Here is a 26,569-nt window from a genome sequence, read left to right as displayed (position 1 = left end):
GCATCGAAACAGCCCTCCGTGCTTTTTCGGGTGCGGATGTCCCGCCCCGGGAGAGACCCGGTGGCGACAAAAAGGAGACAAGCATGGGCTTCACCGCAGAGCAACTCGACGAACTCAATGCCCTGCTGCGTTTCGACCTCGATACCAGCCAGCAGGGCCTCAAGATCCACAGCAATGCCGATGCGCAAGTCATCGCCGCAACCACGCGTCTGCATGCGCGTGGCCTCATCACCCAGCGTGACGGCGGCTATCTCACGCCACTGGGGCGTGACGCGGCAGAGCAGGCTCAGCTGCTGCTGAGCATCTTCAGCACCCAGCCGGCACACGCACAGCCGGCCTGAGAACCTGTTCAAAGTCTGTCACGAGAGACCGTCAGCGGGGCGAAGAGCAGCACAGGAACCGGAGTGTATGTGGATACATGAGGATTCCGAGCAGCACATGAGCCCCGATCACGGACTCGCAGTAAGACTATGAACAGGTTCTGAGCGGAGGCCCATCGAGCCTGCGTATGGCGGGCATCGGCGCGGCACGCTAGGCGCATCCCGGCGCGCGGGGCGATAATCCGCCCCCAGCTCTCTTTTCCGGAAGTTCCTGCCATGTCCGCACCCCGCGCCGTCGTCCTGCTCTCTGGCGGGCTCGACTCCACCACCTGTCTTGCCATCGCCCGCGATCAGGGTTTCGAGACCTATGCCCTGTCCGTCGCCTATGGCCAACGCCATGCGGCCGAACTGCAGGCTGCGCAGCGCGTGGTTGCCGCGCTTGGTGCGCGCGAGCATCGGGTGGCGCATGTGGACCTCGGCCAGTTCGGTGGCTCCGCACTGACCGACGCGAGTATCGCCGTGCCGGTCGATGGCCTGCAGACCGGCATCCCCGTCACCTACGTACCTGCGCGCAACACCGTGATGCTTTCGGTGGCGCTGGGCTGGGCCGAGGTGTTGGGAGCTAACGACATCTTCGTCGGCGTGAATGCCGTGGATTACTCCGGCTATCCCGATTGTCGGCCAGCCTTCATCCAGGCATTCGAAACCATGGCCAACCTCGCCACCAAGGTCGGCGTCGAAGGCAATCGCCTGCGTATCCATGCTCCGCTGATCGATCTGACCAAGGCGCAGATCGTGCAACTGGGCAATTCGCTGGGTGTGGACTATGGCCTCACGGTTTCCTGCTACCAGGCTGACGACGATGGCCGAGCCTGTGGCAAGTGCGATGCCTGCCGCTTGCGCAGTGCCGGTTTCGACGCCGCCGGTCTGGTCGATCCGACGCGCTACATCAAGGCCTGACCTAGCCCGGATGCGTGCCTCGGTGCCGGGGCTGGTGTCTGGATTCCGGCGTTCGCCGGAATCCAGACACCCTAGCGCCCCAGTATCCGGTCGATCACCGCATCCGTGCGCGCCGCGCTCTCGCCGGTGGAGGGGCTGCTGCCATGGCCGAGCAGGGCTTCGGTGACGCACTGGATCAGCGGTTGTTGCACATGCGGCGGGTTGGGAATGTGGAATTCCTCGACGCCGGCGGCGGTGTGCAGCGTGAAGGGCGCATCGTCGAAGGTGGAGAACACCAGCCTGCCGGCGCTGCCGATCAGCTCGCAGCGATCGACGCGCTCGCTGGCTGAGAAGCACCAGCTGCCACTGCCGACGATGCCGTTGCCGAAGCAGAAGCTGGCGCTGACCGTATCCTCGACTTTGCCGTGACCGGCCAGATGGCTGGCCACGCCATGTACTTCGGTGATCGGGCCGAACAGGTAATCGAGGAAGTCGAGTTGGTGCGCGCCCATATCCACGAAGCGGCCGCCGCCGGCCAGGGTGGGGTCCAGCCGCCAGGGCGGATTGTCATGGTCGACATCCTCGGGCATGGGGGGCTGCTGCAACAGCAGATGTACCGCACGCACGCTGCCGATGGCGCCCCCCTGCACCAGCGAGCGGATTTTCAGGAAGCGCGGCATGGCGCGCCGGTAATAGGCAACGAACAGGGGCAGCTGCCGGTGTGCGAAGGCCTGCAACATCACCAGGCTCTGGGCATGGCTCAGCGCCATCGGCTTTTCCACATAGCAAGGCTTGCCGGCTGCGGCGCAGCGCAAGGCAAGTGGCTGGTGAGCCCCCGGGGGCGTGGCGATATAGACGGCGTCGATCTCGGGATCATTGATCAATGCCTCGGCGTCGTCATACCAGCGCGGCACACCGTGGCGCCGGGCGTAATCGGCTGCCAGCTCGCCATTGCGCCGCATCACGGCCATCAGGGTCGCCCCTTCGGCTTTCTGGAAACCCGGGCCGCTTTTCACTTCGGTGACGTCGCCGCAGCCCAGGATTCCCCAGCGGATGGATGTCTTGGTGTTCATCATGCCTCCTGTTGCTGCCCGAGATGAGAGTCTGTATCTGATGCAGGATCAGGCCCTGCGTTCATCGAGGTCTGGTCCGGATATGGAAATGGCGCGCGTCATCCAGCCTGCATGATCGCGCGCCGTGGCGGGGTGCTACCGTTTTTCCGTCGCCGTGCGCTTCGGATATGCGGTGGCTTCGATAGTAGTGGTATAGACCGTGCCGACGAACCCGTAGCTCCAGGACTCGGTGACTTTCACATCGGTCAGCAGGCGGTCTCCAGCCTGCTCCAGCAGGTTGTCATAGGCATTGTTCAGACGCCCCTTGACGGCGATCGGGATGAACAGCAGGAGCTGGAAACCGGAGGCCGAGGCCACCAGCTTTTCGCCCTTGCCGGTATCGATCTGGTCGAGCGTGCTGACGTTGCCCAGCTTCACCACCGGACTGGCGCAGGCGGCCAGTGCGAGGCTGGTGCAGAGCATGAGTGTTCTCGCGAGCGTCTTTATCCCTTGATCTCCTTGATGGCATCGCCCGTGATGGTGGTGCAGCGGGTGGTGGCAAGGAGGATCCAAGCCCAGTCTTCCTTGATCTCGACATTGATCAGGCCGGTTGCGCCGGGCACGCTTTCGAGCGCGGCTTCATAGGCACGCTCTGTGCGGCTGTTGAGGCCCAGCGGGATCGCGTAGTAGGCCGTGGCGAGCAGGCCGAGTGCGCCGCAGGCCTGGCCTTCGGCGCGCCCGAGTGGCTGGTATTTTGCGGGTGGCTGAGGGGCCACGAGCGTGGGTGCCGAGCTGCAGGCAAACAGCAGGCTGGTTGAAATCAGCAGGGCAAGGCCCCGCAGTTCCCGGGTCATCAAGATGGATCTCCTCCTGGTTGTAAAACCGGCATTGGGCGCGACTATTCGCGATCTGTCGCTTGGCCCTGGATGTGGCGGGCAGTCTGCTGCTGCCCTGCTCCGCTATAGATTCAGCATCAGTTCGTGCTCATCCGGCAGATCGGTGAAGCCGCGTTGCTCGTAGTGCTGGAAGATGGCCGCCACGATCTCGTCCGGATCGTCGATGAGCTGGATCAGGTCCATGTCCTGCGGGTTGATCATCTTTTCGGCCACCAGCGTGTTGCGGAACCAGTCCAGCAGGCCGGTCCAGAATTCCCGGCAGACGAGGATCACCGGGATCTTGCGGCCCTTGCCGGTCTGGATCAGCGTCAGCGCTTCCATGACTTCATCCAGCGTGCCGAAGCCGCCGGGCATCACCACGTAGGCCGAGGCGAAGCGGACGAACATCACCTTGCGCGGAAAGAAGTGGCGGAAGGTCTGCGAGATGTCCTGATAGGGGTTGCCGCTCTGCTCGTGCGGCAGCTGGATGTTCAGGCCCACCGAGGGGCTCTTGCCGTGGAAGGCGCCCTTGTTGGCGGCCTCCATGATGCCGGGGCCGCCGCCTGAGATCACCGAGAAACCGGCATCCGAGAGCTTGCGCGCGATCAGCTCGGTGAGCTGGTAGTGCGGATGCTCGGGCTTGATGCGCGCCGAACCGAAGATCGAGACGGCCGGGCGGATGGCCTTCAGCCGCTCTACCGACTCCACGAACTCTGACATAATCCCGAACACCCGCCAGGCTTCGCGCGCCTGATCCGCCTGCTCTTTCATCGAGGGAGCCACGAAGGGCGGCAACTTGTGTTTTGCACTCATGAGTCGGTCCGGAAGCAAGTTGGAACTCCGGAGTCTGCGTGCATTCCCAGTCCAGGCGCAAGCCCTGCATTCCCTCCTTCCGCCTGCCCGCTCAAAGCCATGTCAAAACTCCTGCTCGTAGACGGTTCCAGCTACCTGTTCCGCGCCTTCCATGCCATGCCTGACCTGCGCAACAAGGCCGGCGAGCCCACCGGCGCACTGCGCGGCGTGCTCAACATGCTCGCCCCGCTCAAGGCCAGCACCGGTGCCACGCATGCCGTGTGCGTGTTCGATGCCAAGGGCAAGACTTTCCGCGCTGACTGGTATCCGGAATACAAGGCGCACCGCCCGCCGATGCCCGAGGATCTGGCCGCGCAGATCGAGCCGATCCATACCTGCGTCAAGGCCATGGGCTGGCCGGTGATCGTCGAGGCCGGCGTCGAGGCCGATGACGTGATCGGTACGCTGGCGCGCCAGGCCGCGGCACGAGGTTTCGAGGTGCTGATCTCCACCGGCGACAAGGATATGGCCCAGCTCGTGCAGCCCGGCATCACGCTGATCAACACCATGACCAACGAGACGCTGGATCGCGAGGGCGTGATCGCCAAGTTCGGCGTGCCGCCCGAGCGCATCGTCGATTACCTCACCCTGGTGGGGGATGCCGTCGACAACGTGCCCGGCGTGGAGAAGTGCGGCCCCAAGACGGCCGTCAAATGGCTGACCGAATACGACTCGCTGGACGCCATCGTCGCCAATGCGGCCAGCATCAAGGGCGTGGTTGGCGAGAACCTGCGCCGCGCGCTGGATTTCCTGCCGCTGGGCCGCCGGCTGGTCACCATCGTCTGCGACGTGCCCCTGGCCGAATCGCTGGACGAACTCACCTGGCGCACACCGGATAATGCGGTGCTGGCCGAGCAGTTCGCACGCTGGGAGTTCCGCTCCCTGCTCAAGGCCGTGCAAGGCAACGCCGACAGCACAACTGACGCGCCGGCCGCCTCTGCCGCGTCCGCCGCCGGCCAGAGTGGTCTCTTCGGCGCCGAAGAGTTGCCGGTACCGGTGGAGCGCAGCGCCGCCCACCGCGAAGCCTACGAATGCCTCCTCACCTGGGAAGCTTTCGATCAATGGTTCGCGAAGATCAATGCTGCCGCGCTCACCGCCTTCGATACCGAGACCGACAGCCTCGACCCTTTCGACGCCCGGCTGGTCGGCATGAGCTTCAGCGTGACACCGGGCGAGGCCGCCTACCTGCCGCTGGCGCACCGCGCACCGGGCACGCCCGATCAGCTGCCGCTGGACGAAGTGCTGGCGCGGCTCCGGCCCTGGCTGGAAGACGCCGGCAAGCCCAAGCTCGGGCAGAACCTGAAGTACGACATGCACGTGCTCGCCAACCACGGCATCCGTCTGCGCGGCGTGCAGGACGATACCCTGCTCGAATCCGCCGCCTGGGAAAGCGACCGCAACCACGATCTGGATAGTCTCGCCAGCCGCCACACCGATCTCGCCACGCTGTCCTACACCGATATCTGCGGCAAGGGCGCCAAGGCCATCAGCTTCGCCGACGTGGCGCTGGAAAACGCGACAGCCTACGGCGCCGAGGATGCCGACGTCACGCTGCGCGTGCACCACAAGCTCTCCCCGCTGATCGCCGCCGAGCCCGGCCTCCGCCGTGTCTATCGCGACATTGAGCTGCCGGTACAGGAAGTGCTGTGGGCCATGGAGCGCCAGGGCGTGCTCATCGATGCCGATCTGCTCGCCCGGCAGAGTGACGAGCTCGGCCGCAAGCTGCTGGAGCTTGAGCAGCAGGCTTATGAAGCCGCCGGCCAGCCCTTCAACCTCAACAGCCCCAAGCAGCTTGGTGAGATCCTGTTCGAGCGCCAGAAACTGCCTGTGGTGAAGAAGACGCCCGGTGGCGCGCCCAGTACCGATGAAGAAGTGCTCGCCCAACTGGCGCTCGACTACCCGCTGCCGCGCCTGCTGCTCGAATACCGCGGCTTCGCCAAGCTGAAGAACACCTATACCGACAAGCTGCCGCGCATGGTCAACGCGCAGACCGGCCGGGTGCACACCAGCTTCTCGCAGACCGGTGCCATCACCGGCCGGCTTGCCTCATCGGACCCCAACCTGCAGAACATCCCCGTACGCACCCCTGAAGGCCGCCGCATCCGCCAGGCCTTCATCGCGCCCGCCGGTTACAGCATCGTCTCCGCCGACTATTCGCAGATCGAGCTGCGCATCATGGCCCACCTTTCCGGTGATGAGCGCCTGCTGCAAGCCTTCGCCCAGGGCGAGGACGTGCACCGTGCCACCGCCGCCGAGGTCTTCGGCATCGCCACGGCGGAAGTCACGAGCGAGCAGCGCCGCTATGCCAAGACCATCAATTTCGGCCTGATCTACGGCATGAGCGCGCACGGCCTGGCCAAATCCCTGGAGATCGAACGCAGCGCCGCACAGAGCTGGATCGATCGTTACTTCGCGCGCTACCCGGGTGTGGCCCGCTACATGGAAGAAACGCGCGCGCTGGCGCGCAACAAAGGCTATGTCGAGACTGTTTTCGGTCGCCGTCTGATCCTGCCCGAGATCAAGAGCAGCAATGCCGGCCGCCGTCAGGGCGCCGAGCGCGCCGCCATCAACGCGCCGATGCAGGGCACGGCCGCCGACCTGGTGAAGATGGCCATGCGCCGCGTCTACGACTGGCTCGGCACCGAACGGCTAGAGAGCAGGCTGCTGCTGCAGGTGCATGACGAACTCATCCTCGAAGTGCCCGCTGCCGAACTGGACATCGTGCGTCAGAAACTGCCGCAACTGATGGCCGGCGTGGCCGAACTGAAGGTGCCGCTGCTGGCGGAAGTGGGCGTCGGCGCCAATTGGGATGAAGCGCATTGATTTGTAGGGCGTAACTTCCGGAGGCGGCTCCGCCAGACAGTTTATGGTGTGAGGGCATGATCAGACCTCGATCGGCTGGTAGCGCGGCACGAGCGTCTTCATGATGCCCCAGCCCAGCAGGTAGGCCACCGCGCAGACCGAGAAGATGACGAAGTAGCCAGACTCGATGCCGTGGAAGCCAAGCAGCTTCCACTCGTTGGCGGCGGCGAAGTCGAACAGCACGCCGGAGCCCTTGTTGATCAGATAGGAGCCCAGGCCGCCGGCCATGCCGCCGATGCCCGTGACGGTGGCGATGGCGGAGCGCGGAAACATGTCACCCACGGTCGAGAAGATGTTGGCCGACCAGGCTTGGTGGGCCGCGCCGGCGATGCCGATGATGATGACGGGGAACCAGTACGAGTGATCCCCCAGCGGTTGCGCGAGCAGGGCCAGCAGCGGGAAGAAGGCGAAGATCAGCATCGCGCGCATGCGTCCGGCGTAAGGGTCCATGCCCTTGCGGGTGACGAAATACGAGGGCAACCAGCCGCCGATGATGGAAAGCAGCGTGATTGCGTAGAGTACGAACAACAACAGCTGCGCCATCGACGAATCCGAGCTCAGGCCATAGACGTCGCTCAGATAGGCCGGCGTCCAGAACAGATAGAACCACCACACGCCATCGGTCAGGAATTTGCCGATGACGAAGGCCCAAGTCTGACGGTAGCGGAAGCACTGGGTAAACGACAGCCTGCGTCCGGAGGCAGCCTTGCCGCCATCGGCTTCGTCCGCTGCGTCCTGCGTGATGTAGGCCAGCTCTGCCCGGTTCACCCGCGAATGTTCGTGAGGCTTGCGGTACATGAACATCCAGAACCCCATCAGCACGAAGCCCAGCGCGCCGATCAGCACGAAGGACATTTCCCAGCCATAGAGCCGTGCGAAGATCGGGATGCTCAGCGGCGCCAGCAGGGCTCCGACGGTGGCACCGGCGTTGAAGATGCTGGTGGCGAAAGCCCTGTCCTTTTTCGGGAAGAATTCGGCGGTCGCCTTGATCGCGGCGGGGAAGTTGCCGGCTTCGCCCAGCGCCAGTACGAAGCGGGCACAAACGAACAGACTGGTGCTCACGCTGATGACCAGTGCGGTGTCACCCACCGTGCGGATGGCTTCCTTGGCGCCTTCGAAGCCCGTCAGCCAGGTGTCTGCCACCACACCTGCCGTGGCGATGCCGCAGAAGGCGTGCAGCACGGCGCCCAGCGACCAGACGCCGATTGCCCACAGAAAGCCCTTCCGGGTGTCTATCCAGTCCACGAAGCGCCCGGCGAACAACATGCATATGGCGTAGAAGAGGGAGAACATCGCGGTGATGTTGCCGTAGTCGCTGTTGCTCCAATGGAACTCCGGGGCGATGAAGTCCTTCCAGGTCAGCGACAGTACCTGACGATCCATGTAGTTGATCGTCGTTGCCATGAACAGCAGAGAGCAGATCACCCAGCGGTAATTCGTCCTTTTTTCATCGGGAAGGGGGGCTGCCATGTTCATGCCTCTGGGGCGCCACCAGTGCGGAAACTCCACGGCAGCGCGGCCTGGTGACGGACCAGCGCTGGCACGTGGCACAGTATGCGCCTCACGGTATGCCTCGGGCGCGCCCGGATACAAACGTTAACGGTGTCGGATGGTGCGCAACGCCTGCGGCGCTCCACACCCTACCGATCCTGATCGATCTCCGCCATCGAGGCGGCGTTGTAGCGCTCGCCCTGTATCTTGCCGGGGGCGAACAGGCTGTCGAGTTGTGCGAGCTGGGTGTCGTCGAGCGTCACGCGGTCGGCGGCGAGGTTCTCTTCCAGATGGACGCGGCGGGTGGTACCGGGGATTACGCTGACGATGGGGTCGCGCAGCAGCCAGGCGAGCGCGAGCTGCGGCAGGCTGCAGCCGGCATCACTGGCGATGGCTGTGGCGGCGTCGGCAAGCGTCAGGTTGGCGGCATAGCTTGCAGGCGCGAAGCGCGGCATGCTGGCGCGGATGTCGCTGGCGGTGAAACCATCCACTTGCCGAAGATCGCCGAGAAAGCCGCGCGCCAGCGGGCTGAAGGCGACAAAGGCCACACCCAGTTCGCGGCAGGTCTGCAGTACGCCGCGTTCGGGATCGCGGCTCCACAGGGAATATTCGGACTGCAGTGCGGCCACCGGATGCACTGCGTGCGCGCGCCGCAGCGTGGCGGAGGAGACTTCGGAAAGTCCGATGGCGCCGATCTTGCCCTCGCGTACCAGATCCGCCAGTGCGCCGACACTTTCTTCGATGGGGACTGATTTATCCCAGCGGTGCAGGTAATACAGATCGATGTGATCCGTGCGTAGCCGGCGCAGGCTGTCCTCGCAGGTGGCCTTGAGCGTGGCCGGGCGGCCGTCGATCACACGTACGCCGTCTACACCCTGCATGCCGCACTTGGAGGCGAGGAAGAAACGCGAGCGCTCCGCCGAAAGCGCTTGCCCCACGGCTTCCTCATTGGTGCCGAAGCCGTACAGTGTGGCGGTATCAAAAAAATCCACGCCGAGGTCGAGTGCATGGTGCAGCAGGGCGTTCGTTTCCTCCTGCGTGGCACGGTGTCCGTAGCCATGGTGCAGGTTCATGCAGCCCAGGCCGATGGCGCCAATATTGCGGCCGGCGATCTGGCGAGTCTTCTTCATGGTGATGTCCTTGGGGGAGTCGACGCGGGAAGCGCCCAAGATAGCAGCCCGGGTGCCGGGGCATGGCGGATTTGTGTGGCAACCGGAGGTGCTGCGTGTTTCATGCATGACAAAGGCGACGGCAGCATCTGCGCGTAGAGTTCCCGCATTCTTGAGTGAGCGCGTACAGGAGCCGAAAACATGAGCGTCGTCTGTTTCTACTATCCCTTCTTTGCCGATTTCGAGATCACGCTGGCTTTCCACAAGATCCGCCAGGTGGGGCGGCGCGAAGTGTTGGGCATGGGATACAGCGCCGAGCCGGTGACGAGCGAGTCGGGCCTGCGCTATCTGCCGGACATCACCGTGGCCGAGGCTTTGCTGCGTGAGGATATCGAGGCGTTGGTCATTCCCGGCGGGCCGATCCAGCCTCCGGGAGAGGGCATCCTGGCCCTGATCCGCCAGCTGCACGCGCGTGGCGTGCCCGTAGCGGCGATCTGCAATGGGCCGCACTATCTGGCGCGTGCCGGTCTGCTCGATACACGCGCCTATGCCACCACCTGCACGCCGGCGTCGGCGGCACGTCAGGGCCTGGCGGATCCATTCCCGCGCGCGCATTGCCAGGAGGAAGCCCGCGTGGTCTGCGTGGATGGCCTGATCACCGCCAAGGGGCGCGCGTTCGTCGATTTCTCCATGGCCTTGTTCGACGCCTTGAAGATCTATCCGGATCGCAGTGAGCAGTTGCAGCTGTGGCGTGACATCCAGGGAGCGCCAGCGCCCGAGCGTTGATTCCGCCGTAGCGCATCCGGGCTACACTGGGCATGCGTTTCCATGGCAAGGAGTTCCCATGCGTATCGGCATCTACGTCTTCGACCAGGTGGAGGTTCTCGACTTCGCCGGGCCCTATGAAGTGTTCACGACCGCTTCACGGGTACATGGTCGCAAGCATCCCGGTGCACCATTATTCGAGGTGCTGACCATTGCCGCACGCAGCGAGGCGGTACGGGCACGGGCGGGTCTGCCCGTGCTGCCGGATGCCGGTATCGATGATCATCCGCCGCTGGATGTGCTGATCGTGCCTGGCGGGGTGGTGACGGAGGAACTGGCGCGTGTCGAGGTGATTGCCTGGATCGCGCGGCAGGCGCACCAGGTGCGGATTCTGGCCTCGGTGTGTACCGGTGCCTTCCTGCTGGCCGAAGCCGGCGTATTGGAGGGGCTTGCCGCGACTACGCACTGGGAGGACGTTGCCGATCTGCGCGCGATGTTCCCCGGGCTGGACGTGCGCGAAGGCTTGCGCTGGGTGGATCAGGGGCATGTGGTCAGTTCCGCCGGCATCTCGGCCGGGATCGACATGAGCCTGCATCTGGTGGAGCGGCTGGCCGGCCGCGAGCTCGCCGAGCGCACCGCGCGACAGCTGGAGTTCGACTGGACCGAGAACGGCTGAATACGCGTGGCAGGCCGCCTGTAGTCACTTCGCCGACACGGGTTTAAGCCATTCCTTCTGTGAGTCGCCTTGAACGGATAGAGATGCCGGGTGTAGCGCCCGGCAATACGCAAGGCGGCGCAGCTTTCCCGGGTCATACGCAGGAGGTCGAGTCGCCCAACCTACCCGGAAGCGGTTCGATGTCCCTAGTAATCACTGCCGATGCCGAGCAGATCTGCGTGGCAATCGCGCAATTCCCGGCCAATTACCATCGTGACTACGAGAACGTGCGCGGTCTCGCGGCGGCCTATCTCGCCAGCCCTAACAGGGAAAACACCCGGGCATTGGCCCAGATGCTGACCCGGGTGCTGCGCGACTGGGGCGCCGGCAGACGGCGCGCCGCCTTCGTGCAGAAGATGGATGTGCTGCAGACCAGTCTGCAGGCCCCCGAGCTGCACGAGCGCCTGAGATACTTTGCCGATCTTTCGGTGGAAGGTCTGTCGATTCGGGGCGGTCGACGGGCGGTCAACGGTCAGCAGTCCCACTAAGCACTGGGCATCTTCGACGCCAGGCTGCATGCCGTGCTGGACCAGCTCTCCGCCGGCATCTTCGTCGGCAATACCAACGTCACCTATCCGATGAAGACGCTGATGCTGCTCACCGGCTTCATGCCGGCCTTCGACAGTCAGGTTCGCAGCGGCCTGGACAATGCCGGCTTCATGGGCATGAATGCCACGCAGTTCCTGCTGCCCGAGGATTCGGCAGGCGCCAACGCGCGCAAGATCTCGCGCCTGCCCTTCTACCTCGGCAATTGCTACACCCAGTACCGCGAACTGCTGAAGGGCGCTGTCGCCCGCAGCCCGCAGCCCCGGCTCACGCGGGACCCGGGCCGCCTGTTCGACGTGCTCTTCTTCATGCAGGGTCGCAAGGATAGTGCCCGCCTGCTCAGCTTCGAGCCGGAAAGCCGCTGGTACGCGTTGCCCTGATCCGCTTCGGGCGCGCCACGATTAGAGAGCCGATGTGCCTTGCCCCCGGAAAGGACGCCGTCCGCCCGGGGGCTTTTTACGTATACGCGCGGCACCGGAATCGATCCGCAGCCGCGCACGCCGGATGCCCTCGCGCACTGCCGGACCCGCGGCGCGACAGACATTTAAGGAAGCGCGGGCAGGTGTCGCCCTGTAGCACTGAGGGCGTCGATCGTCGGCGCTCCGCCCATTCTCACAAGCAAGGAGAACCCCATGCTGAGCATCAACACCAATGCCGCTGCGCTGGTCTCGCAGAATTCCCTGAGCAAGACCCAGAGCTCCCTGCCCACCTCCATGACCCGCCTGGGCACCGGCTATCGCGTCAACTCCGCGATGGACGACGCTGCCGGCCTGCAGATCGCTACCCGCCTGAAGGCCCAGACCAGCGGCATGGCCGTTGCTCAGAAGAACACCCAGAACGGCATCTCGATGATGCAGACCGCCGAAGGCGCGCTCTCCGAAGTGACCGAAATCCTGCAACGCATGAAGGATCTGGCGACCGAAGCCTACACGGCCTCCACCACCACCGACGACCAGACCGCGCTGCAAGGCGAATACGATGCACTGGGCGAAGAACTTGCCAACATCATCAAGAACACCTCCTTCGGCGGTGCAACCCTGTTCAGTGACGGCACCGCAGTCGACGGCTCCGGCGGCAAGCTCAGCGATGCCATGACCTTCCAGATCGGCGCCAGCTCGGGCGAGACCATGGAAGTCGACCTGAATACGCTGGTTACCGCCCTGGCAACCGCGCTGACCAGCAGCTCCACCAAGTATGAAGACGGCACCGCCGGCGCCGAACTGAGCGCTACCGGTACCAACGCCATCATCGATACGCTCAGCGACGCCCTGGATGCTGTCGGCTCCCTGCGTTCCGGCCTGGGTGCTGCTTCCAACCGCCTGGAGCACGTCTATAACAACCTCGCGAACATGTCGACCAACACCGAACAGGCTGCTGGCCGCATCATGGACGTGGACTACGCTTCCGAAACCGCGACCATGACCTCGCAACAGATCCTGCTGCAAGCCAGCACGACCATGCTCAAGCAGGCCAGCAGCATGTCGCAGATGGTGCTGACGCTGATTCAGTAATCGGCAGCACTGCAGCCACCCCGTGCAGGGGTGGCCAGCGCATGGGCCTGCCGCAGTACGTGTGGCAGGCCCTTTTTGTAGGTACGCCATGCGCAGCCGGTGCATGACGGGTCATGCCGGCGCCAGTCGGAAACCAAGATTCATCCGCCGGTTGGAAACAGGCCCTCGGGGCGGTGGCAAAAGAAAGTGGTTCTTAGGGTGCGCCGTGCGCATCACATGATTTGTTTCCTTGTGGAGTGAAGACTTGCATGGCGCTTGAGCGGATTGCCAACGTCACCCAGGCTCGGCCCGTATCGTCGAGGGAGGGCGGTGCCCGGCAGGCCTCGGTGGTGGCCGGCGAGACGTTGCGGCTGGCCTATGCGGAAACGCTGGGCGAAGATCTGCTCGTGACTACCGGCGATGGTCGGCCGATGCGTCTGATCGGCATGGGGCGCCTTGGGCAGGGGCTGGCCGAGGGCGACATCCTGTTGATGAAGGTGCTGAGCGTCTATCCGGAGCTGGAGCTCGAATTGCAGAGCGACATCGTGCGTCGTCCGGGGGCACGTGCGGCGATTCCCTTCCAGACGGAGCAGGCGGCTATGCGGGTCGATCAGGCCGTCTTGCGTCAATTTGCCTGGCGCGCGCCCGATGGCGCGGCCTTGGCACTCTCATGGCGTGCGCTGGTGCAGGGGCGATGGCAGCAGGCGATGTTCCAGCCGTCGGCGGATATCGCGGCGTACCAGGGGCAGGCGCCGGCAGTGCCGATGCCCGGTCTGGAGGAAGAGCCCTTCGACAGTGGGCGCTGGACCTTCCCGATCTATGCGCTGGGAGGCGTGCCGATGCTGTTGCGCCTGGTCCATTCGGATCCTGACGGCAACGGGCGCGATACGCCGCGCCGGAGCATGCGCAGCCTGGCCCTGCGCATTGAACTTACCCTCGGGCAGCTGGGCCGTATCGTGCTGCAGGTGCAGTGGCTGGCAGGTGGCATCCAGTTGAGCCTGGCCACCGAGCGCAAGGATGCACTGGCGCCGCTGAGCGATGCGCTGCCCGACATCACGACCGCGCTGGCGCGTGCCGGTCTGCGCCTGATGCGTTGCAGCATGAGCCACGGCCTGCCGGGATTCGAAACCGATTCCGCGCTTGCCGCGCGCCTGCCGCAAGGCCCTGCCGCAGCTTTGCCTCCCAGCCTGTTCCGCGCCGCGGCAGAGGTCGTGGTCCAGCTGGCCAACCGGAGCCATGCGCTGGAAACCTCTCGCGGCTCGGAGGAGGCGTAGGTCGGAACGGCCGCAGGCACTTTCCGACGCTGGCGTCCGTTCTAGCCCAGTGAGCCGATGATGCTGATTTCCAGCTGTTCGGGGATTTCGTTGTAGGAAAGCACCGTGAGCCCGGGCGCGAAGAGGCGGGCATAGCGCGCCAGCAAGGGGCGGATCTGCGGCATCACCAGCAGCAGCGGCGTGCCGCCCTGCTGCTTCATCTGCTCGCGCACGACGGGCATGTTCATCTGCAGCTGCGAAAGCAGGTTCGGGTCGATGGGGTAGTTGTCCAGTGTCACCTTGCCGCCCTGCCGGGCCTGGTTCAGCGATCCCAGTAGCATGTTCTCCAGCTCTCCGCCGAGGTTGAAGGCCCTGAGCTCCTTGCCGTTGCCATTCACCGCGGCCACGATCTGCCGGCGCAATATGCAGCGCACCTCGGCCGCGAGCAGGATGGGGTCCTTGGTGAGCTCGGCATTTTCGAGCAGCGCCGTGGCAATCGGCACGATGTCCTTCAGCGAGACGTTCTCGGCCAGCAGCACGCGGAACACCTTGAGCATCTGGGTGTGCGTCAGCGCCTTGTCCAGCGCGGCCGAAAGTTTGGGGGCCACGGCGGCCAGGCGTTCCATCAGTGCCGGCACGTCTTCGTGGCGGACCAGTTCGGGCAGGTGGTCACGCACCATCTTGGCGACGTGGGTGGCGATGATGTTGGGAATGTCCACCACCTGATAACCCAGACCCAGGGCATGGGCCTTGTTCTCCGGCGCGATCCAGGTCACTGGCATGCCATAGGCCGGCTCCACGCCGGGGATACCATCCAGATCGCCGAACACCTGGGGTGAGGGAATGGTCATCAGGTGGTCGGCATAGACCTCGCCTTGCGCGATGCTGCTCCCCGAGAGCTTGATGGCGTACTGAGCAGGCTTCAGCCCCAGATCGTCGCGCACGCCGATGGGGGGCAGCAGCAGACCCATGTTTTCGCTGACGCTCTGGCGGATGCCCTTGATGCGTTGCACGAGTGGCGCGCCATGTTCATGGTCGATCAGCCGCACGAGCTTGTAACCCACGGTGACGCTCATGACTTCAACGAAGGGCAGGCTGCGCCAGTCGAATTCCGGCAGCGGCTCGGTCAGCAACGCTTTCTGGATGGCACCGGTATCCGCTTCTTCCGGCCGGGCGGGGTGCCGGCCGATACGCCAGGCCACGAAGGCCAACACCCCGGCGAAGCCGAGGAACACCATCCAGGGCATGCCGGGAATGGCGCCGAGGATCAGCATCAGCCCGGCGGCCCCATAGAGCACGCTGGGCGAGGCCAGCAGCTGGGCGCCGACCTGCTGCTCGAAATCCTTCGATTCGCTGCCCACGCGGGTGACGATGATGGCAGCGGCAGCCGACAGCAGTAGCGCGGGGATCTGCGCGACCAGCCCGTCGCCGATGGTCAGCAGCGCATAGAGGCGAAAGGCTTCACCCAGCGTGAGGTCGTGCATCAGTGCGCCGATGGCCACGCCGCCGATCATGTTGATGAGCAGGATCAGGATGCCGGCGATGGCATCGCCCCGCACGAACTTCGAGGCGCCGTCCATGGCGCCATAGAAATCCGCTTCGGCGGCGACTTCGCGGCGGCGCAGCTGGGTCTTTTCCTGGTTGATCAGGCCGGCATTGAGATCGGCATCGATGGCCATCTGCTTGCCGGGCAAGGCATCCAGCGTGAAACGCGCGGACACCTCCGAGATGCGTTCCGCGCCCTTGGTGACCACGATGAAGTTGATGATCATCAGGATCACGAACACCACCAGGCCGACCACGAAATTGCCGCCGATCACCACGTGGCCGAAAGCCTCGATGACCTGGCCGGCGGAAGCCGTGCCCTCGTGGCCGTGCAGCAGCACCACGCGTGTGGAAGCCACGTTCAGCGTCAGGCGCATCAGCGTGGTGGCGAGGATGACGGTGGGGAAGACCGAGAAATCCAGCGGCCGCTTCGCATTCACGCTGACCAGGATGACGAACAGCGGGGCGGCTACGCGATGGCGGGCCAGATCGGTGATCAGTCGGCGCAGTGCATTCATGGGTTCGACCGGGTTTCGCTCAGGAATAGGCGTTGAGGAATTGGGCGGAGATCGGCAAGGACTCCGGCAACTGGGGTTCGGCGCGGCGCTGGCCGCTGCGGAAGGCTTTGAGCTGCAGCACATAGCTGAGCACCACGGCCACCGCCTTGTAGAGCGGCGCGGGAATCTTCTGGTTGACCTGGCTGGTGTTGTAGATCGCCCGCGCCAGCGGCGGCAGCGGCACCACTTCCACTTCGTGTTCGCGCGCGATCCGGCCGATGTACAGCGCCATCTCGTCCACGCCCTTGGCGATCACGAAAGGCGCGTCGGCACGGGTTTCGTCGTACTTGAGCGCCACCGCGTAGTGCTCGGGGTTCACGATCACCACGTTGGCGTCGGGCACCAGTTTGCGCACGCTGCGGCGGGCCATCTGCTGCTGCAACTGGCGGATGCGCTGGCGCACCTCGGGCCGGCCCTCGCTGGTCTTGTGCTCTTCCTTCAGCTCGCGTTTGCTCATGCGCTGCTCGCGCATGAAGATCATGTGCTGCACCGGCAGATCGATCAGCGCGAAGATCACGAATACCGCGCACAGCGCAAGAATGCCGTCCAGCATCAGCCCGGCACCGGTCAGCAGAGCCTGGTCCAGCGACAGCGCTTGCAGGTTCACATAGGCTCACATAGGCGCGCAGCGTGCTGCGTGAGACATGCCAGAGTGCACAGCACGAAGGTCTTGGCCATCGCGGTGAGCACGTCGGTGACGTGCTTGGGCTTCATCAGTCGTTGTGCGTAGGAAAGCGGGTTGAGCCGGTCGAGTTTGGGCTGCAGGTTGGTGAGGACCAGGATCCAGCCACCGGGATACAGCGAGGCCAGCGAGACGCAGAGCGGAATCACGAACAGTGGCAGCACCATCTTCACCAGCAGCAGCATGGTGTCGGCGAAAGCGGCGGACCACAGGTTGTCCGGCGTGCCATCGCCTTCCAGCGTGGCGAAGCCGATGACGAAGATGCGGCGGAATTCCTCCAGGTAATGCGGCATCAGCAGCATCAGCAGCTTGATGCAGACGAGCAGGCCGACCGCGGTCGCCCAGTCGCGCGAGCGTGCGATTTGGCCCTGTTCGCGCGATTTGCGCAGTTTCTGTGCCGAAGCCTTCTCGCTTTTGTCCTCGTCCGAATGATCGGCCATGTCAGCTCCCCATGGCCTGGCGCAGCATCTGCAGCACCTTGTGGGTCAGCCGGATATAGTGATCCGGCACCAGGCGCACGATCTGCGCGAGCATCAGCAGGCCGAACAGTGTGACCAGCGAGAAGCCCAGCGAAAACAGGTTGAACGAGGGCGCCACACGGTTGAGGAAGCCGAAGCCCATCTGCACTACCAGCGCCGAAAACACCACCGGCAGCGCCAGCAACACGGCGGCGGAAAGCACCCAGGCGACGTTCAGTGCCACCAGGTTCAGTGCCAGCAGCTGGATGCCGCTGCCCACGGGCCAGGCACGGAAGCTTTCGCCAAGCACGCCGGCCAGTACCAGATGGCCGTCGATGGCGAAGAACACCAGGATGCACAGCATGTAGAGCAGACCGGAGACGACGTCGGATGATGCGCCGCTCATGGGGTCGTTGAGCATCGCCATCATCAGGCCCATCTGCGAGGAGATCAGGTGGCCGAGTACCGTCACCACCGACATCGCGAGATGGAAGGCCAGGCCGATGGCGAAGCCGATCAGCACCTGTTCCAGCGTGGCCACCACGCCGTGCAGCGAGAGCGGATCGATCAGCGCGCCGCCCTGGGTGATCGGCAGCATGACGAAGGCCAGCACGGCGGAGAGCAGCACACGTATCGTCACCGGCACCATGTTGTCGCCCAGTATCGGCGCCATGGAGAACATTGCCAGCGTGCGGCAGAAGGGCCACCAGAGGGCGATCAGGGTGGTCAGCAGCTGGTCGAACAGCGCATTCATCCTGTCTGCCTTCAGCCGACCAGGGTGGCCGCGCGTTCGAACACGGAAATGCAGAAGTCCATGACGTAGCTGCTGATCCAGTGGCCGAGCAGGGTGATCGCCGCCAGCGTGGCGAGCAGGCGCGGCAGGAAGCTCAGGGTCTGCTCGTTGATCTGAGTGGCGGCCTGGAACAGGCTGACGATCAAGCCGACGATCAGGCCCGGGGCGATCAGCACCGCGACCAGCACGGTGACGATGCGCAAGGCTTCGCCGACGAGATCGGCGGCGATGTCCGGCGTCAGCATGGCGGGCTCCGGCGGCGCATCAGAATGCCCTCACGCTGGTGACCAGGGTATTCACGGTCAGTGTCCAGCCATCCACCAGCACGAAGAGCAGCAACTTCAGCGGCAGCGAGATCACCAGTGGCGAAAGCATCATCATCCCCATCGCCATCAGCACCGAGGAAACCACCAGGTCGATGACCAGAAAGGGGATGAAGAGCATGCAGCCGATCTGGAAAGCGGTCTTCAGCTCGCTGAGCACGAAGGCCGCAAGCTTCACGGTGAAGGGGTAATCCTGCGGCTGTGCCACTTCGCCCGCGCCGGCCAGTCGCGCCATCTGGGCCAGCGCGCTCTTGCTCGTCTGCGCCAGCATGAAACGCGAGATTGCCTGCTCGGAGATCTTCAGTGCATCCTGCAGGCCGATCTGCTCCTGATCGTAGGGGCAGAGGTGCTCACCCACCGGGCGCATCACCAGCAACGTCAGGATCAGGGCTACTCCGGTGACGATGCGGTTGGGCAGGCCCTGCTGCAGGCCCAGCGCCTGGCGCAGCAGTGAAAGCACGATCACGAAGCGCGTGAAGCTGGTCATCATCAACACCATCGCGGGCAGCAGCCCGAGCAGCGTCATGATGATGAGCACCTGCGTCTTCACGGTCAGTTCCGTGGTATTGCCCTGCGTGGTGCTGCTGAGCAGGCTCAGCGCCTGTGCCAGGGCCTCGCCCGGCAACAGCGCGAGCGACAGCAGGAGTGCCCTGCAGGGCAAGGCTGCGCGCAGTTTCATGCGGACAGGCTGCCCAGATCCATGTCGCTGAGTTCGACGACCTTCAGCCCGTAGTTCTCGCCGGAGACCACCACTTCGGCGCGGCCGATGGTGGTGCCGTTCACCTTGATCACCAGCGGCTCGCCGGCCAGGGTGTCCAGCTCAACCACGCTGTCCTCACGGATCGCCATCAGTTCCTGCAGCGAGACGCGCGCGGCGCCCACCTCCAGGGTCAGCGTTACCGGGATCTTGCGCATCAGCTGCGTGAGCGCGCGTTGCGGCGCGGCAGGCGGCGTGTCTTCAGGGGTGATGTCCTGCACACCATCATCGAGTTCGGACAGCAGACTGTCCAGCTTGTCGTTATCGAGCGAATCCATAGTTACTCCACGTCTTCAAAGGCAGTCAGGCAGAGTTTTCCCTTGTGCTCGGCGACCCGCGCGGTGAACAGCCGCGAGTCATCGATCAGCACATCGGTCGTCCCCATGCTCACCGGAATCACATCGCCTACCCGAGTGTCGAGCAGGCGGCCGAGCGGCAGCTCCGTTTCCAGCAGGCGCGCAACGAGGGTCAGTTGCAGGCGTGTCGGAAAAGGTTTGCCGTTGTCCGTTCGTGGGCGGGTTGCGTCACGCACCGGCGCCAGCCGGGAGAGCAGACGCTGTATCCACGCGTCATCGAGCGAAAACCACAACGCACCCTCCACGCCGCGCGTGGGCTCGCGGATCTCTGCGCGGATCATCCAGGCGCCGGGGCGGGGTGTCTGTCCGGGCGCTTCCGAAAACTGGGGTGGGATCTCCGGCGCGGCACCATGCTCCGGCAGCCATTCGATGCGCTCGGCCAGTGCCGACACGAACTGGCGGCCCAGCATGGCCGCCAGACGTTCTTCCGTGGAGGTTTCGCGTGGCGCCGCGCGACTGGCTTCCCCTTCCTGTTTCGTCTCGTGCGGGCCGTAGCGATAGTCGAGCACGCACAACAGCACCTGGCGTTCGAGCGCCACGCCGATGCGCCCGATCTCGTTTGTATAGGCAAACCAGCGGCAGCGCCCCGGTAGCGAGTCGGACTGGCGGATGCTCACCTCGCCGAGCTGGAAGGACGCCCGGTAACGGCGGTTCAGGCTGCCCCGGAAGACTTCGGCCAGATCCTCGCGGAACAGGGCGGCGAAACTCTTCAGCAGATGCACGGGGCGGCCGAGCGTACGCGGATCGAGAATTTCCACTTGCGCGCGTGGCGCGGATCGTTCTGTCATCCTGGGGGTTTCCTGCGGAAAACATAGGAATGGCGGCGCAATCAAATCGTGCTGGACAAAAGATTCACGCCGGCTTTCGCGCCTTATCGTCACGCGATTACATATCTTTAAATTATGTGTGTTCCTTTTTGGAGTCCACTTTATTTCAACTCCGGCATGTTTCGAGTGAAAAACATGCGTTCAATGCCGGGGTATTGGCGTCGCTGTCATGAGCGTGAAATGAATTCAGGGGATTGTTGCGATGCACATGCAGTTGTAAAAAATGCCAAAAACGCAGAAAACACTTGCAAAGCTTTTTTACATTGCTTTAGACTGAATTCACATACCGGCACACCCGCACGAAAGGCGGGGTCGCAAAGCCTCCGGTCTACCGCCTGAAAAGGCCACGATAGCGGGGTTGCCAGACTGAATCACTGTAACGATCCGGCCGTACGGCCCTGCCTGCTTGATATGCAGGAAGATGCCGGGCGGTTTCGTCTAGCCGTCAGTTCTGACGGCTGCAGCCCCGTGTGTGCGTGTGTCTGTCACACTTTTGTTGCGTTGCACAGGGGCTGCTCCTCATGAATCCTGAAATTCTTGTCCGCTGAAACTCGCCGGTAATCCGCAGGCCAGGCATTTGAATTCCTGCCGTCTGCGCGTCCGTGGCATTTCATTTTTGGCAGTTTAATTTACCGCTGGATTTTCATGCGGTGGGGAGGGCTTGTCTTTTACTTTTGATAATTGATTGTTCGTGACCCGGAATTGATCTGACAGGCGCGTGTCATTCAACGGAATATTTGGCTTCCGTCGATTGTGTACACCTCCCTCGTTCTTCGCCATACGGATTCATTTACATGTCTGTGTAAATCCATCCGCAGGGATTCCTTTGTCCTGAATAAATCGAAAGTAATAGCATGTGGTTGCTGTTGAATGACGGATGTGAGGTAAGACATGGCAATCGAAAATACGGGATCGTCGATGGCGACGCAGATCCAGGCCGATCTGGCACAGATCCAGAATCAGGCACGGCTGCATGACGCGCTGGCCGGGGGAAATGAAACCGAGGCACTGAGTTTCCCGGACGCATTCCGGCAGGCTGTGCAGTCGGTGAACGAACAGGATCGACTGGCAGGGGAACGCATGGCTGCGGTGGATAGTGGCGAGAGCGACGATCTGGTCGGCGCGATGCTGTCCAGCCAGGAGGCTGGCCTGTCCTTCTCCATGCTCATGCAGGTGCGCAACAAGGTCGTGGGCGCCGTGGATGAGCTGCTGAAGCTGCAGCTTTGAGGCCAGCGGAGACCCCAACGTGATCAGCTCACTCAAACCCGCGCTTGGCTGGCTGCGCCCCGAAGGCGGCCTGCCCCGTCCGAAGCCCGAGTTCTGGCGCAACCTGTTGCCGCTGGTGCTCCTGGCCATCGGCATCACCGCTCTGGTATCCCTCTTCCTCTGGCGCGACCAAGCCAGTTACAAGCCGGTGTTCGGCAGCCGCGAGAATGTCGCCGTGGCGGACATGGTCAGCGTGCTCGATGCTGCCGGTATTGCCTACCGCGTTCATCCGGACAGCGGCCAGCTGCTGGTGCCGGAAGGCAAGCTGGGGCAGGTGCGCATGCTGCTGGCTTCCAAGGGCGTGGTGGCGAAGCTGCCCGAGGGGCTCGAGCTGATGGATCGCAACGATCCGCTCGGCGTCAGCCAGTTCGTGCAGGACGTACGCTTCCGCCGCGGCCTCGAAGGCGAGCTGCGCCAGAGCATCATGAGTCTGGATGCCGTGGCTGCCGCGCGCGTGCATCTGTCCATCGCGCGCTCCAGTTCCTTCGTGCTGGCCGAGGGCGACAAGAGCTCCGCCTCCGTGATGCTCACGCTGAAGGCCGGGCGCACTCTGAATCCGGAACAGATCGCGGCAATCATCAATCTGGTCGCCAACAGCGTGGCCAATCTGGATCCGCGCAAAGTCTCGGTGGTCGATCAGGCCGGCAACTATCTTTCTGCACGCGTCGATCCGGTCGAAGGTTTCGAAGGCGGCGTGGTCAGCGATGCCGCCAAGCATTATCAGGACGAGACGCGGCGCAATGTGGATGCCCTGCTGGCGCCGGTGCTGGGTAACGGCAACTACCGCGCCAGCGTCACCGCCGAGGTCGACAACGACAAGGTGCAGGAAACCGTGGAGCGCTACGGTGAGGCACCGCGCCTCACCAATGAGGCCGTGCGTACCGAGGCCGGGCGCAATCCGCTGGCGCTGGGCGTACCCGGTTCGCTGAGCAATCGCCCGGTGGCGGTGAACACGCCGGAAGGCGAGGAGCCCGAGGGCAACACCTCGCAGCGCAATGCGCACACGCGCCAATATGCCTACGACCGCAGCGTCACCCAGACGCAGCGCGCGCGAGGCCGTCTCAACAAGCTCTCCGTGGCCGTGGTGCTCAACAGCGCGGCGGCGCCCGGTGGCAAGGCGTGGGAGCCTGCTGCCATCGCCAATGTGGAGAAGCTGCTGCGCAGCGGTCTGGGCATCGATGCCACGCGGGGTGACCGGCTGACCGTGTCCGCCCTGCCCTTCCCCGCGCCGGTGGCTGCCGTTCCGTGGTGGCAGGAACGCGAAAACGTCGTCGAGATGGGTTCTTGGGCCGCGTATGCACTGGCCGCCCTGCTGGCTTTCCTGTTCATCGTGCGGCCGGTACTCAGGCTGGCCCGTCAGGCCATCGCGCCGGACGCACCGCGTGAAGTGGTGGATCTGCAGGAAGTGCCCAGGCCGATTCCACCGGGGCCACCCACCGACATCCATGCGCCCGCGCTGGGCGCGCCCGAGGCCACGGCCACGCCGGAAGGCGGCAATGCCGTGACCTCGTTGCTCGAAGACTATGACCTGCCCCCTGCCGGTTCGCCGGTGGACGTGATGGTCGATCACCTCAGGGTTCTGGCTTCCAAGGAGCCGGAGCGTGTCGCCGAAGTCGTGAAGCAATGGGTGAACCGCCATGGCCGACCTGAATAATGCCGACCCGATCATCCCGGGGCCGACGCTGAACCTGATCGAGCAGGCGGCCATCGTGCTGCTGTCGATGGGCGAGGAGCCTGCCGCTGCGGTACTGCGCTGTCTGTCGCGCGAAGAGCTGCTGGAAGTCACGCAGGTCATGTTGCGCATCAGCGGCATCAAGGTCGAAGCCGTGCGCAATTCACTGCAGCATTTCTTCGACGACTATCGCGAGCAGAGCGGCGTGCATGGCGCCTCGCGCTCCTATCTCAAGCGCTCGCTGGATCTGGCGCTGGGGGCCGATATCGCCAACAGCGTGCTCAACAACATCTACGGCGATGCGATCCGGCCGAAGATGGCGCGGCTGCAATGGGCCTCGTCGAAATGGCTGGCGGACCGCATCGCGCACGAACACGTGCGCATGCAGGCGGTATTCCTCGCCTTCCTGCCGCCGGCGCTGGCCGGCGAGGTGCTGGATGCGTTGCCGCAAGAGAACCGAGATCTGGTACTGATCAACGTCGCGCGCCTGAAGGAGGTCGACCGTGACTTGCTGATCGAACTCGACGAAGTGGTCAGCCGTTGCCTGGAAAGCCTGGGGCTGCAGAGCACCAGCGTCGAGGGGGTGCGTCAGGCTGCCGAGATCATCAATCGTCTGCCTGGCAATCGCCAGCAGATGGTGGAGCTGCTGCGCGCGCACGATCCGGCCGTGGTGTCCGAGATCGAAGTCAGCATGTACGACTTCTTCATCCTCTCGCGGCAGAACGATGCCGTCATCACCTGGCTCATCGACGAAGTGCCGCTGGAGCAGTGGGCCATCGCACTCAAGGGCGCCGAGCCCACCGTACGCGACACCATCCTGCAAGCCATGCCGCGACGCCAGGCACAGAGCTTCGAAGAGCTCATGCGCGGCAGCGGCCCGGTGCCGCGCAGCCGCGTGGAGCAGGCGCGCGAAGAGATCATGGCGCAGGTCAAGGATCTGGCCGATGCCGGCGAAATCGAGATCCTGCTGTTCGCCGAGGCCACGGTCGAATGAAGAACATGCGCCCCCACCGCTTCCCGCCCTTGTCCCAGCTGGCCGTCGGCCTGCCGGCAGCCGGTATGGCACAGATCCAGTACTCCCACGCGGAGGCCTTCAAGGAGGGCATGGATCGCGGCTATCGCGAGGGGCATGACAGCGGCTTCGAGCAGGGGCGCCAGGACGGGCTCGCATTGGGGCGTAGCGAGGGCGCGCGCGAAGGGCGCGAGATGGCCCGGCGCGAGGTGCAGGCACGCTTCGAGTCCCTGGCGCAGCCGCTGGACGCGATGCTGGAAGCCTTGCAGCAATTGCAGGCCGACTATCAGGGCGCACTGCGCAAGGAAGTGGTGGAGCTGGTGGCCAAGGTGGCCCGCCAGGTCATCCGCAGCGAACTCGCCCTGCAGCCGGTGCAACTGCTGACGCTGGTCGACGAGACCCTGGCGACCATGCCGCCAGCGCGCGAAGGTGTCGAGGTCTACCTGAATCCCGAAGAGCTGGAGCGCATCCGCGAACTGGCGCCGGAGCGTGCCGCACGCTGGACACTGATTCCCGATGCGCGCCTGGAGCCCGGCGAATGCCGCGTCAGCGCCGATGGACACGAAGCCGACGCGGGCTGTCGCCAGCGTCTTGCCGCCTGTATCGAGCAGGTCAGCACGCAACTGCTGCCGACGGCAGAAGAAGGGCAGGCGTCATGATCGCTGCCGCGCTGCGCAAGCTCGAACTCGGTGAAGTGCCGGTCGCCACGCATACCGGGCGACTGGTCGGAGCCACCGGGCTGCTGCTCGAATGCACCGGCTGTCTGTTGCAGACCGGGCAGCGCTGCCGCATCGAGACGGCTTCGGGCGAATGGATCGCGGCGCAGGTGGTGGGCTTCCGCAACGAAGTCTCGTATCTGATGCCCTTCAAGCATGCCGAAGGGCTTGCCACCGGCGCGCGCGTGCTGCCTGCGCCGGACGCACAGGGCTTGATGATCGGTCCCTCCTGGCTGGGGCGCATCGTCAATGGCCTGGGCGAGCCGCTGGACGGACTCGGCCCTGGGGGGCGAGCAGCCGCTGGACCCGACGCCGCCGCGCGTGAATCCGCTGCGCAAGCAGCCGGTACGCGAAATCCTGGACGTGGGTGTGCGCGCCATCAACGGCCTGCTCACGCTGGGGCGTGGCCAGCGCGTCGGCCTGATGGCCGGCAGCGGCGTGGGCAAGAGCGTGTTGCTCGGCCTGATCACGCGCCAGACCGTGGCCGACGTGGTGGTGGTCGGCCTGATCGGCGAGCGCGGCCGCGAAGTGCGTGAATTCATCGACATGTCGCTGGGTGCCGAAGGGCTGGCGCGTGCCGTGGTGGTCACCGCGCCGGCCGACGAGTCGCCGCTGATGCGCATCCGCGCTACCGAGCTGTGCCATGCCATCGCCGCGCATTTCCGCGATCAGGGCCAGCATGTGCTGCTGCTCGTCGACTCGCTCACGCGCTACGCCATGGCGCGCCGCGAAGTGGCACTGGCACTGGGATCGAATCCTTCCTCTGCCAGGGCACGCACGAAGCCGCGCCGCTGGCCGACACGCTGGCCCGCCTCGAGGAGCTGACGCAATGAACAAGGTAGCGGAACGCAAGCTGCGCGGCCTGAGCATGGCCACCGAACTGCGCGAGCGGGAAAAGGATGAGCGTCAGGCCGAACTGGCCGTTAAGCAGGCGACGGAAGCGCGCTATCGCGCCAATCTGGAGCGGCTGGAGGCGCTGAGCGAGAGCGCCGGTGCGAGTGCCCGCCAGGGCGTGGGGCAGCTTTCCGTGCTGTCGCAGAACCGGGGTGACTACAAGCAGGCGGTGCTGCAGATGGCAGCCGAACACCGCCTCGAGCTGCAGCTGCATCAGGCGGACATGCGTCTGGCGCAGACCGCGCTGATGCAGGCGATGCACAGGCACGAAGCGCTGGAGCAGACGCTGGAGCGCCGCCGTGCGGGCCTGCAGCGCGAGGAAAACGTGCGCGAACAGAAGCAGCAGGACGAACTGGCCACGCAAGCCTGGCTGAGGGGGGTGCGATGAAGCAGGGCAGGCGGGCCATCCAGATGCCATTTCAGTGTGCGGCCGATCGGGTCG

At 64.5% G+C, this 26,569-nt stretch carries 29 protein-coding genes and 1 riboswitch; of the genes, 15 read left to right on the top strand and 14 right to left on the bottom strand.

Going from position 1 to position 26,569, the window contains the following annotated elements; translation table 11 throughout:
* The first annotated feature begins 83 nt into the window (after window positions 1–83).
* Together BGI27_RS05310 and queC are read left to right on the top strand one after the other, a co-directional pair.
* Window positions 84–341 carry a TIGR02647 family protein gene (locus tag BGI27_RS05310; protein ID WP_095523852.1) on the top strand — a complete coding sequence of 86 codons (258 nt, stop codon included), beginning with the start codon at window positions 84–86 and terminating at the stop codon, window positions 339–341.
* Window positions 342–596: 255 nt separating this feature from the next.
* Window positions 597–1,280 (top strand): 7-cyano-7-deazaguanine synthase QueC, encoded by a 684-nt coding sequence (gene queC / locus BGI27_RS05305; RefSeq protein ID WP_095523851.1) that lies wholly within the window; start codon window positions 597–599, stop codon window positions 1,278–1,280.
* A 71-nt stretch (window positions 1,281–1,351) separates the two neighbouring features.
* Here the strand turns inward: queC and BGI27_RS05300 are convergent, their stop codons facing one another.
* The 4 genes from BGI27_RS05300 to BGI27_RS05285 all read right to left on the bottom strand — a co-directional run bounded on the left by BGI27_RS05300 (window position 1,352) and on the right by BGI27_RS05285 (window position 3,999).
* Window positions 1,352–2,332, bottom strand: coding sequence for a Gfo/Idh/MocA family protein (locus BGI27_RS05300; RefSeq protein WP_095523867.1), 981 nt, complete (start codon window positions 2,330–2,332; stop codon window positions 1,352–1,354).
* 135 nt (window positions 2,333–2,467) lie between these two features.
* Window positions 2,468–2,794 carry a hypothetical protein gene (locus tag BGI27_RS05295; RefSeq protein WP_095523850.1) on the bottom strand — a complete coding sequence of 109 codons (327 nt, stop codon included), beginning with the start codon at window positions 2,792–2,794 and terminating at the stop codon, window positions 2,468–2,470.
* A 20-nt stretch (window positions 2,795–2,814) separates the two neighbouring features.
* The gene (locus tag BGI27_RS05290; RefSeq protein WP_223871611.1) at window positions 2,815–3,165 is read right to left on the bottom strand and encodes a hypothetical protein; all 351 of its coding nucleotides are present in this window, start codon (window positions 3,163–3,165) and stop codon (window positions 2,815–2,817) included.
* A gap of 105 nt (window positions 3,166–3,270) precedes the next feature.
* The gene (locus BGI27_RS05285; protein WP_095523849.1) at window positions 3,271–3,999 is read right to left on the bottom strand and encodes an LOG family protein; all 729 of its coding nucleotides are present in this window, start codon (window positions 3,997–3,999) and stop codon (window positions 3,271–3,273) included.
* A 99-nt stretch (window positions 4,000–4,098) separates the two neighbouring features.
* Here BGI27_RS05285 and polA point away from each other — a divergent pair, with 99 nt between their 5' ends.
* Window positions 4,099–6,861 (top strand): DNA polymerase I, encoded by a 2,763-nt coding sequence (gene polA, locus BGI27_RS05280; protein ID WP_095523848.1) that lies wholly within the window; start codon window positions 4,099–4,101, stop codon window positions 6,859–6,861.
* Between the two features lie 60 nt (window positions 6,862–6,921).
* Here the strand turns inward: polA and BGI27_RS05275 are convergent, their stop codons facing one another.
* Window positions 6,922–8,370: an MFS transporter gene (locus BGI27_RS05275; RefSeq protein WP_095523865.1), complete on the bottom strand. Its 1,449-nt coding sequence runs from the start codon at window positions 8,368–8,370 to the stop codon at window positions 6,922–6,924.
* Window positions 8,371–8,540: 170 nt separating this feature from the next.
* Window positions 8,541–9,521, bottom strand: coding sequence for an aldo/keto reductase (locus BGI27_RS05270; protein ID WP_095523864.1), 981 nt, complete (start codon window positions 9,519–9,521; stop codon window positions 8,541–8,543).
* A gap of 180 nt (window positions 9,522–9,701) precedes the next feature.
* Between BGI27_RS05270 and BGI27_RS05265 the strand changes: the two genes are divergently transcribed.
* The 6 genes from BGI27_RS05265 to fliK all read left to right on the top strand — a co-directional run bounded on the left by BGI27_RS05265 (window position 9,702) and on the right by fliK (window position 14,290).
* Window positions 9,702–10,286 carry a DJ-1/PfpI family protein gene (locus BGI27_RS05265; RefSeq protein ID WP_095523847.1) on the top strand — a complete coding sequence of 195 codons (585 nt, stop codon included), beginning with the start codon at window positions 9,702–9,704 and terminating at the stop codon, window positions 10,284–10,286.
* Between the two features lie 58 nt (window positions 10,287–10,344).
* On the top strand, window positions 10,345–10,941 hold the full coding sequence (locus BGI27_RS05260; protein WP_095523846.1) for a DJ-1/PfpI family protein: 597 nt from the start codon (window positions 10,345–10,347) through the stop codon (window positions 10,939–10,941).
* A gap of 179 nt (window positions 10,942–11,120) precedes the next feature.
* Window positions 11,121–11,468, top strand: coding sequence for a hypothetical protein (locus tag BGI27_RS05255; RefSeq protein WP_095523845.1), 348 nt, complete (start codon window positions 11,121–11,123; stop codon window positions 11,466–11,468).
* A 33-nt stretch (window positions 11,469–11,501) separates the two neighbouring features.
* The gene (locus tag BGI27_RS05250; RefSeq protein WP_095523844.1) at window positions 11,502–11,906 is read left to right on the top strand and encodes a hypothetical protein; all 405 of its coding nucleotides are present in this window, start codon (window positions 11,502–11,504) and stop codon (window positions 11,904–11,906) included.
* Window positions 11,907–12,158: 252 nt separating this feature from the next.
* On the top strand, window positions 12,159–13,037 hold the full coding sequence (locus BGI27_RS05245) for a flagellin N-terminal helical domain-containing protein (protein WP_095523843.1): 879 nt from the start codon (window positions 12,159–12,161) through the stop codon (window positions 13,035–13,037).
* Between the two features lie 248 nt (window positions 13,038–13,285).
* Window positions 13,286–14,290 carry a flagellar hook-length control protein FliK gene (fliK, locus tag BGI27_RS05240; RefSeq protein ID WP_095523842.1) on the top strand — a complete coding sequence of 335 codons (1,005 nt, stop codon included), beginning with the start codon at window positions 13,286–13,288 and terminating at the stop codon, window positions 14,288–14,290.
* Between the two features lie 41 nt (window positions 14,291–14,331).
* Here fliK and BGI27_RS05235 read toward each other — a convergent pair whose 3' ends face one another.
* The 8 genes from BGI27_RS05235 to BGI27_RS05205 are packed head-to-tail and all read right to left on the bottom strand — an operon-like array spanning window position 14,332 to window position 20,528.
* The gene (locus tag BGI27_RS05235) at window positions 14,332–16,332 is read right to left on the bottom strand and encodes a flagellar biosynthesis protein FlhA (RefSeq protein ID WP_095523841.1); all 2,001 of its coding nucleotides are present in this window, start codon (window positions 16,330–16,332) and stop codon (window positions 14,332–14,334) included.
* 19 nt (window positions 16,333–16,351) lie between these two features.
* Window positions 16,352–16,978, bottom strand: a complete 627-nt coding sequence (locus BGI27_RS18470; RefSeq protein ID WP_263406606.1) for an EscU/YscU/HrcU family type III secretion system export apparatus switch protein — start codon at window positions 16,976–16,978, stop codon at window positions 16,352–16,354.
* Entirely contained in the window at window positions 16,975–17,493 is a 519-nt protein-coding gene (locus tag BGI27_RS18465) for an EscU/YscU/HrcU family type III secretion system export apparatus switch protein (RefSeq protein ID WP_263406605.1), read from the bottom strand. Before BGI27_RS18465 ends, BGI27_RS18470 begins: the two co-directional genes overlap by 4 nt.
* A 1-nt stretch (window position 17,494) precedes the next feature.
* Window positions 17,495–18,265 (bottom strand): flagellar biosynthetic protein FliR, encoded by a 771-nt coding sequence (gene fliR / locus BGI27_RS05225; RefSeq protein WP_095523840.1) that lies wholly within the window; start codon window positions 18,263–18,265, stop codon window positions 17,495–17,497.
* A gap of 11 nt (window positions 18,266–18,276) precedes the next feature.
* On the bottom strand, window positions 18,277–18,549 hold the full coding sequence (gene fliQ / locus BGI27_RS05220; protein ID WP_095523839.1) for a flagellar biosynthesis protein FliQ: 273 nt from the start codon (window positions 18,547–18,549) through the stop codon (window positions 18,277–18,279).
* A 19-nt stretch (window positions 18,550–18,568) separates the two neighbouring features.
* Complete coding sequence (locus BGI27_RS05215; RefSeq protein ID WP_095523838.1) at window positions 18,569–19,306, bottom strand: flagellar type III secretion system pore protein FliP; 738 nt, start codon at window positions 19,304–19,306, stop codon at window positions 18,569–18,571.
* The gene (locus BGI27_RS05210) at window positions 19,303–19,662 is read right to left on the bottom strand and encodes a FliM/FliN family flagellar motor switch protein (protein WP_095523837.1); all 360 of its coding nucleotides are present in this window, start codon (window positions 19,660–19,662) and stop codon (window positions 19,303–19,305) included. The genes BGI27_RS05215 and BGI27_RS05210 overlap by 4 nt, the downstream gene beginning before the upstream one ends.
* Window positions 19,663–19,664: 2 nt before the next feature.
* Window positions 19,665–20,528, bottom strand: a complete 864-nt coding sequence (locus BGI27_RS05205; RefSeq protein WP_095523836.1) for a FliM/FliN family flagellar motor switch protein — start codon at window positions 20,526–20,528, stop codon at window positions 19,665–19,667.
* 317 nt (window positions 20,529–20,845) lie between these two features.
* Window positions 20,846–20,933, top strand: a riboswitch (cyclic di-GMP riboswitch).
* Window positions 20,934–21,458: 525 nt separating this feature from the next.
* Between BGI27_RS05205 and fliE the strand changes: the two genes are divergently transcribed.
* From fliE to fliJ, 6 genes are all read left to right on the top strand, one after another.
* Window positions 21,459–21,794, top strand: a complete 336-nt coding sequence (gene fliE, locus BGI27_RS05200) for a flagellar hook-basal body complex protein FliE (protein ID WP_095523835.1) — start codon at window positions 21,459–21,461, stop codon at window positions 21,792–21,794.
* 19 nt (window positions 21,795–21,813) lie between these two features.
* Window positions 21,814–23,487, top strand: coding sequence for a flagellar basal-body MS-ring/collar protein FliF (fliF, locus tag BGI27_RS05195; protein ID WP_095523834.1), 1,674 nt, complete (start codon window positions 21,814–21,816; stop codon window positions 23,485–23,487).
* On the top strand, window positions 23,471–24,499 hold the full coding sequence (locus tag BGI27_RS05190; RefSeq protein ID WP_095523833.1) for a flagellar motor switch protein FliG: 1,029 nt from the start codon (window positions 23,471–23,473) through the stop codon (window positions 24,497–24,499). The genes fliF and BGI27_RS05190 overlap by 17 nt, the downstream gene beginning before the upstream one ends.
* A complete protein-coding gene (gene fliH, locus BGI27_RS05185) occupies window positions 24,496–25,176 on the top strand; it encodes a flagellar assembly protein FliH (protein ID WP_095523832.1) in 681 nt (226 codons plus the stop codon). The genes BGI27_RS05190 and fliH overlap by 4 nt, the downstream gene beginning before the upstream one ends.
* A 306-nt stretch (window positions 25,177–25,482) precedes the next feature.
* Complete coding sequence (locus BGI27_RS18840) at window positions 25,483–26,058, top strand: hypothetical protein (RefSeq protein ID WP_272896531.1); 576 nt, start codon at window positions 25,483–25,485, stop codon at window positions 26,056–26,058.
* Window positions 26,059–26,062: 4 nt separating this feature from the next.
* Window positions 26,063–26,515, top strand: coding sequence for a flagellar export protein FliJ (gene fliJ / locus BGI27_RS05175; protein WP_095523831.1), 453 nt, complete (start codon window positions 26,063–26,065; stop codon window positions 26,513–26,515).
* Window positions 26,516–26,569: the final 54 nt, after the last annotated feature.

It is taken from the genome of Candidatus Dactylopiibacterium carminicum (genome assembly GCF_014736495.1).
Classification (GTDB): Bacteria; Pseudomonadota; Gammaproteobacteria; order Burkholderiales; family Rhodocyclaceae; genus Uliginosibacterium; species Uliginosibacterium carminicum.
This window is presented reverse-complemented; position numbering and strand designations above follow the sequence as displayed.

Bases quoted from the DNA above. Each gene is read 5' to 3' on its own strand.
- fliR (WP_095523840.1), bottom strand. From the start codon at position 18,265: ATGAATGCGCTGTTCGACCAGCTGCTGACCACCCTGATCGCCCTCTGG.
- fliK (WP_095523842.1), top strand. From the start codon at position 13,286: ATGGCGCTTGAGCGGATTGCCAACGTCACCCAGGCTCGGCCCGTATCG.
- BGI27_RS18840 (WP_272896531.1), top strand. From the start codon at position 25,483: ATGGCCTGGGCGAGCCGCTGGACGGACTCGGCCCTGGGGGGCGAGCAG.
- fliH (WP_095523832.1), top strand. From the start codon at position 24,496: ATGAAGAACATGCGCCCCCACCGCTTCCCGCCCTTGTCCCAGCTGGCC.
- fliQ (WP_095523839.1), bottom strand. From the start codon at position 18,549: ATGCTGACGCCGGACATCGCCGCCGATCTCGTCGGCGAAGCCTTGCGC.
- BGI27_RS05270 (WP_095523864.1), bottom strand. From the start codon at position 9,521: ATGAAGAAGACTCGCCAGATCGCCGGCCGCAATATTGGCGCCATCGGC.
- polA (WP_095523848.1), top strand. From the start codon at position 4,099: ATGTCAAAACTCCTGCTCGTAGACGGTTCCAGCTACCTGTTCCGCGCC.
- fliJ (WP_095523831.1), top strand. From the start codon at position 26,063: ATGAACAAGGTAGCGGAACGCAAGCTGCGCGGCCTGAGCATGGCCACC.
- BGI27_RS05245 (WP_095523843.1), top strand. From the start codon at position 12,159: ATGCTGAGCATCAACACCAATGCCGCTGCGCTGGTCTCGCAGAATTCC.
- BGI27_RS05210 (WP_095523837.1), bottom strand. From the start codon at position 19,662: ATGGATTCGCTCGATAACGACAAGCTGGACAGTCTGCTGTCCGAACTC.
- BGI27_RS05260 (WP_095523846.1), top strand. From the start codon at position 10,345: ATGCGTATCGGCATCTACGTCTTCGACCAGGTGGAGGTTCTCGACTTC.
- BGI27_RS05275 (WP_095523865.1), bottom strand. From the start codon at position 8,370: ATGGCAGCCCCCCTTCCCGATGAAAAAAGGACGAATTACCGCTGGGTG.
- BGI27_RS05235 (WP_095523841.1), bottom strand. From the start codon at position 16,332: ATGAATGCACTGCGCCGACTGATCACCGATCTGGCCCGCCATCGCGTA.
- BGI27_RS05295 (WP_095523850.1), bottom strand. From the start codon at position 2,794: ATGCTCTGCACCAGCCTCGCACTGGCCGCCTGCGCCAGTCCGGTGGTG.
- BGI27_RS05285 (WP_095523849.1), bottom strand. From the start codon at position 3,999: ATGAGTGCAAAACACAAGTTGCCGCCCTTCGTGGCTCCCTCGATGAAA.
- queC (WP_095523851.1), top strand. From the start codon at position 597: ATGTCCGCACCCCGCGCCGTCGTCCTGCTCTCTGGCGGGCTCGACTCC.
- BGI27_RS18465 (WP_263406605.1), bottom strand. From the start codon at position 17,493: ATGGCCGATCATTCGGACGAGGACAAAAGCGAGAAGGCTTCGGCACAG.
- BGI27_RS05310 (WP_095523852.1), top strand. From the start codon at position 84: ATGGGCTTCACCGCAGAGCAACTCGACGAACTCAATGCCCTGCTGCGT.
- BGI27_RS05190 (WP_095523833.1), top strand. From the start codon at position 23,471: ATGGCCGACCTGAATAATGCCGACCCGATCATCCCGGGGCCGACGCTG.
- BGI27_RS05205 (WP_095523836.1), bottom strand. From the start codon at position 20,528: ATGACAGAACGATCCGCGCCACGCGCGCAAGTGGAAATTCTCGATCCG.
- BGI27_RS05255 (WP_095523845.1), top strand. From the start codon at position 11,121: ATGTCCCTAGTAATCACTGCCGATGCCGAGCAGATCTGCGTGGCAATC.
- BGI27_RS05290 (WP_223871611.1), bottom strand. From the start codon at position 3,165: ATGACCCGGGAACTGCGGGGCCTTGCCCTGCTGATTTCAACCAGCCTG.
- BGI27_RS05265 (WP_095523847.1), top strand. From the start codon at position 9,702: ATGAGCGTCGTCTGTTTCTACTATCCCTTCTTTGCCGATTTCGAGATC.
- fliE (WP_095523835.1), top strand. From the start codon at position 21,459: ATGGCAATCGAAAATACGGGATCGTCGATGGCGACGCAGATCCAGGCC.
- BGI27_RS05215 (WP_095523838.1), bottom strand. From the start codon at position 19,306: ATGAAACTGCGCGCAGCCTTGCCCTGCAGGGCACTCCTGCTGTCGCTC.
- BGI27_RS05300 (WP_095523867.1), bottom strand. From the start codon at position 2,332: ATGAACACCAAGACATCCATCCGCTGGGGAATCCTGGGCTGCGGCGAC.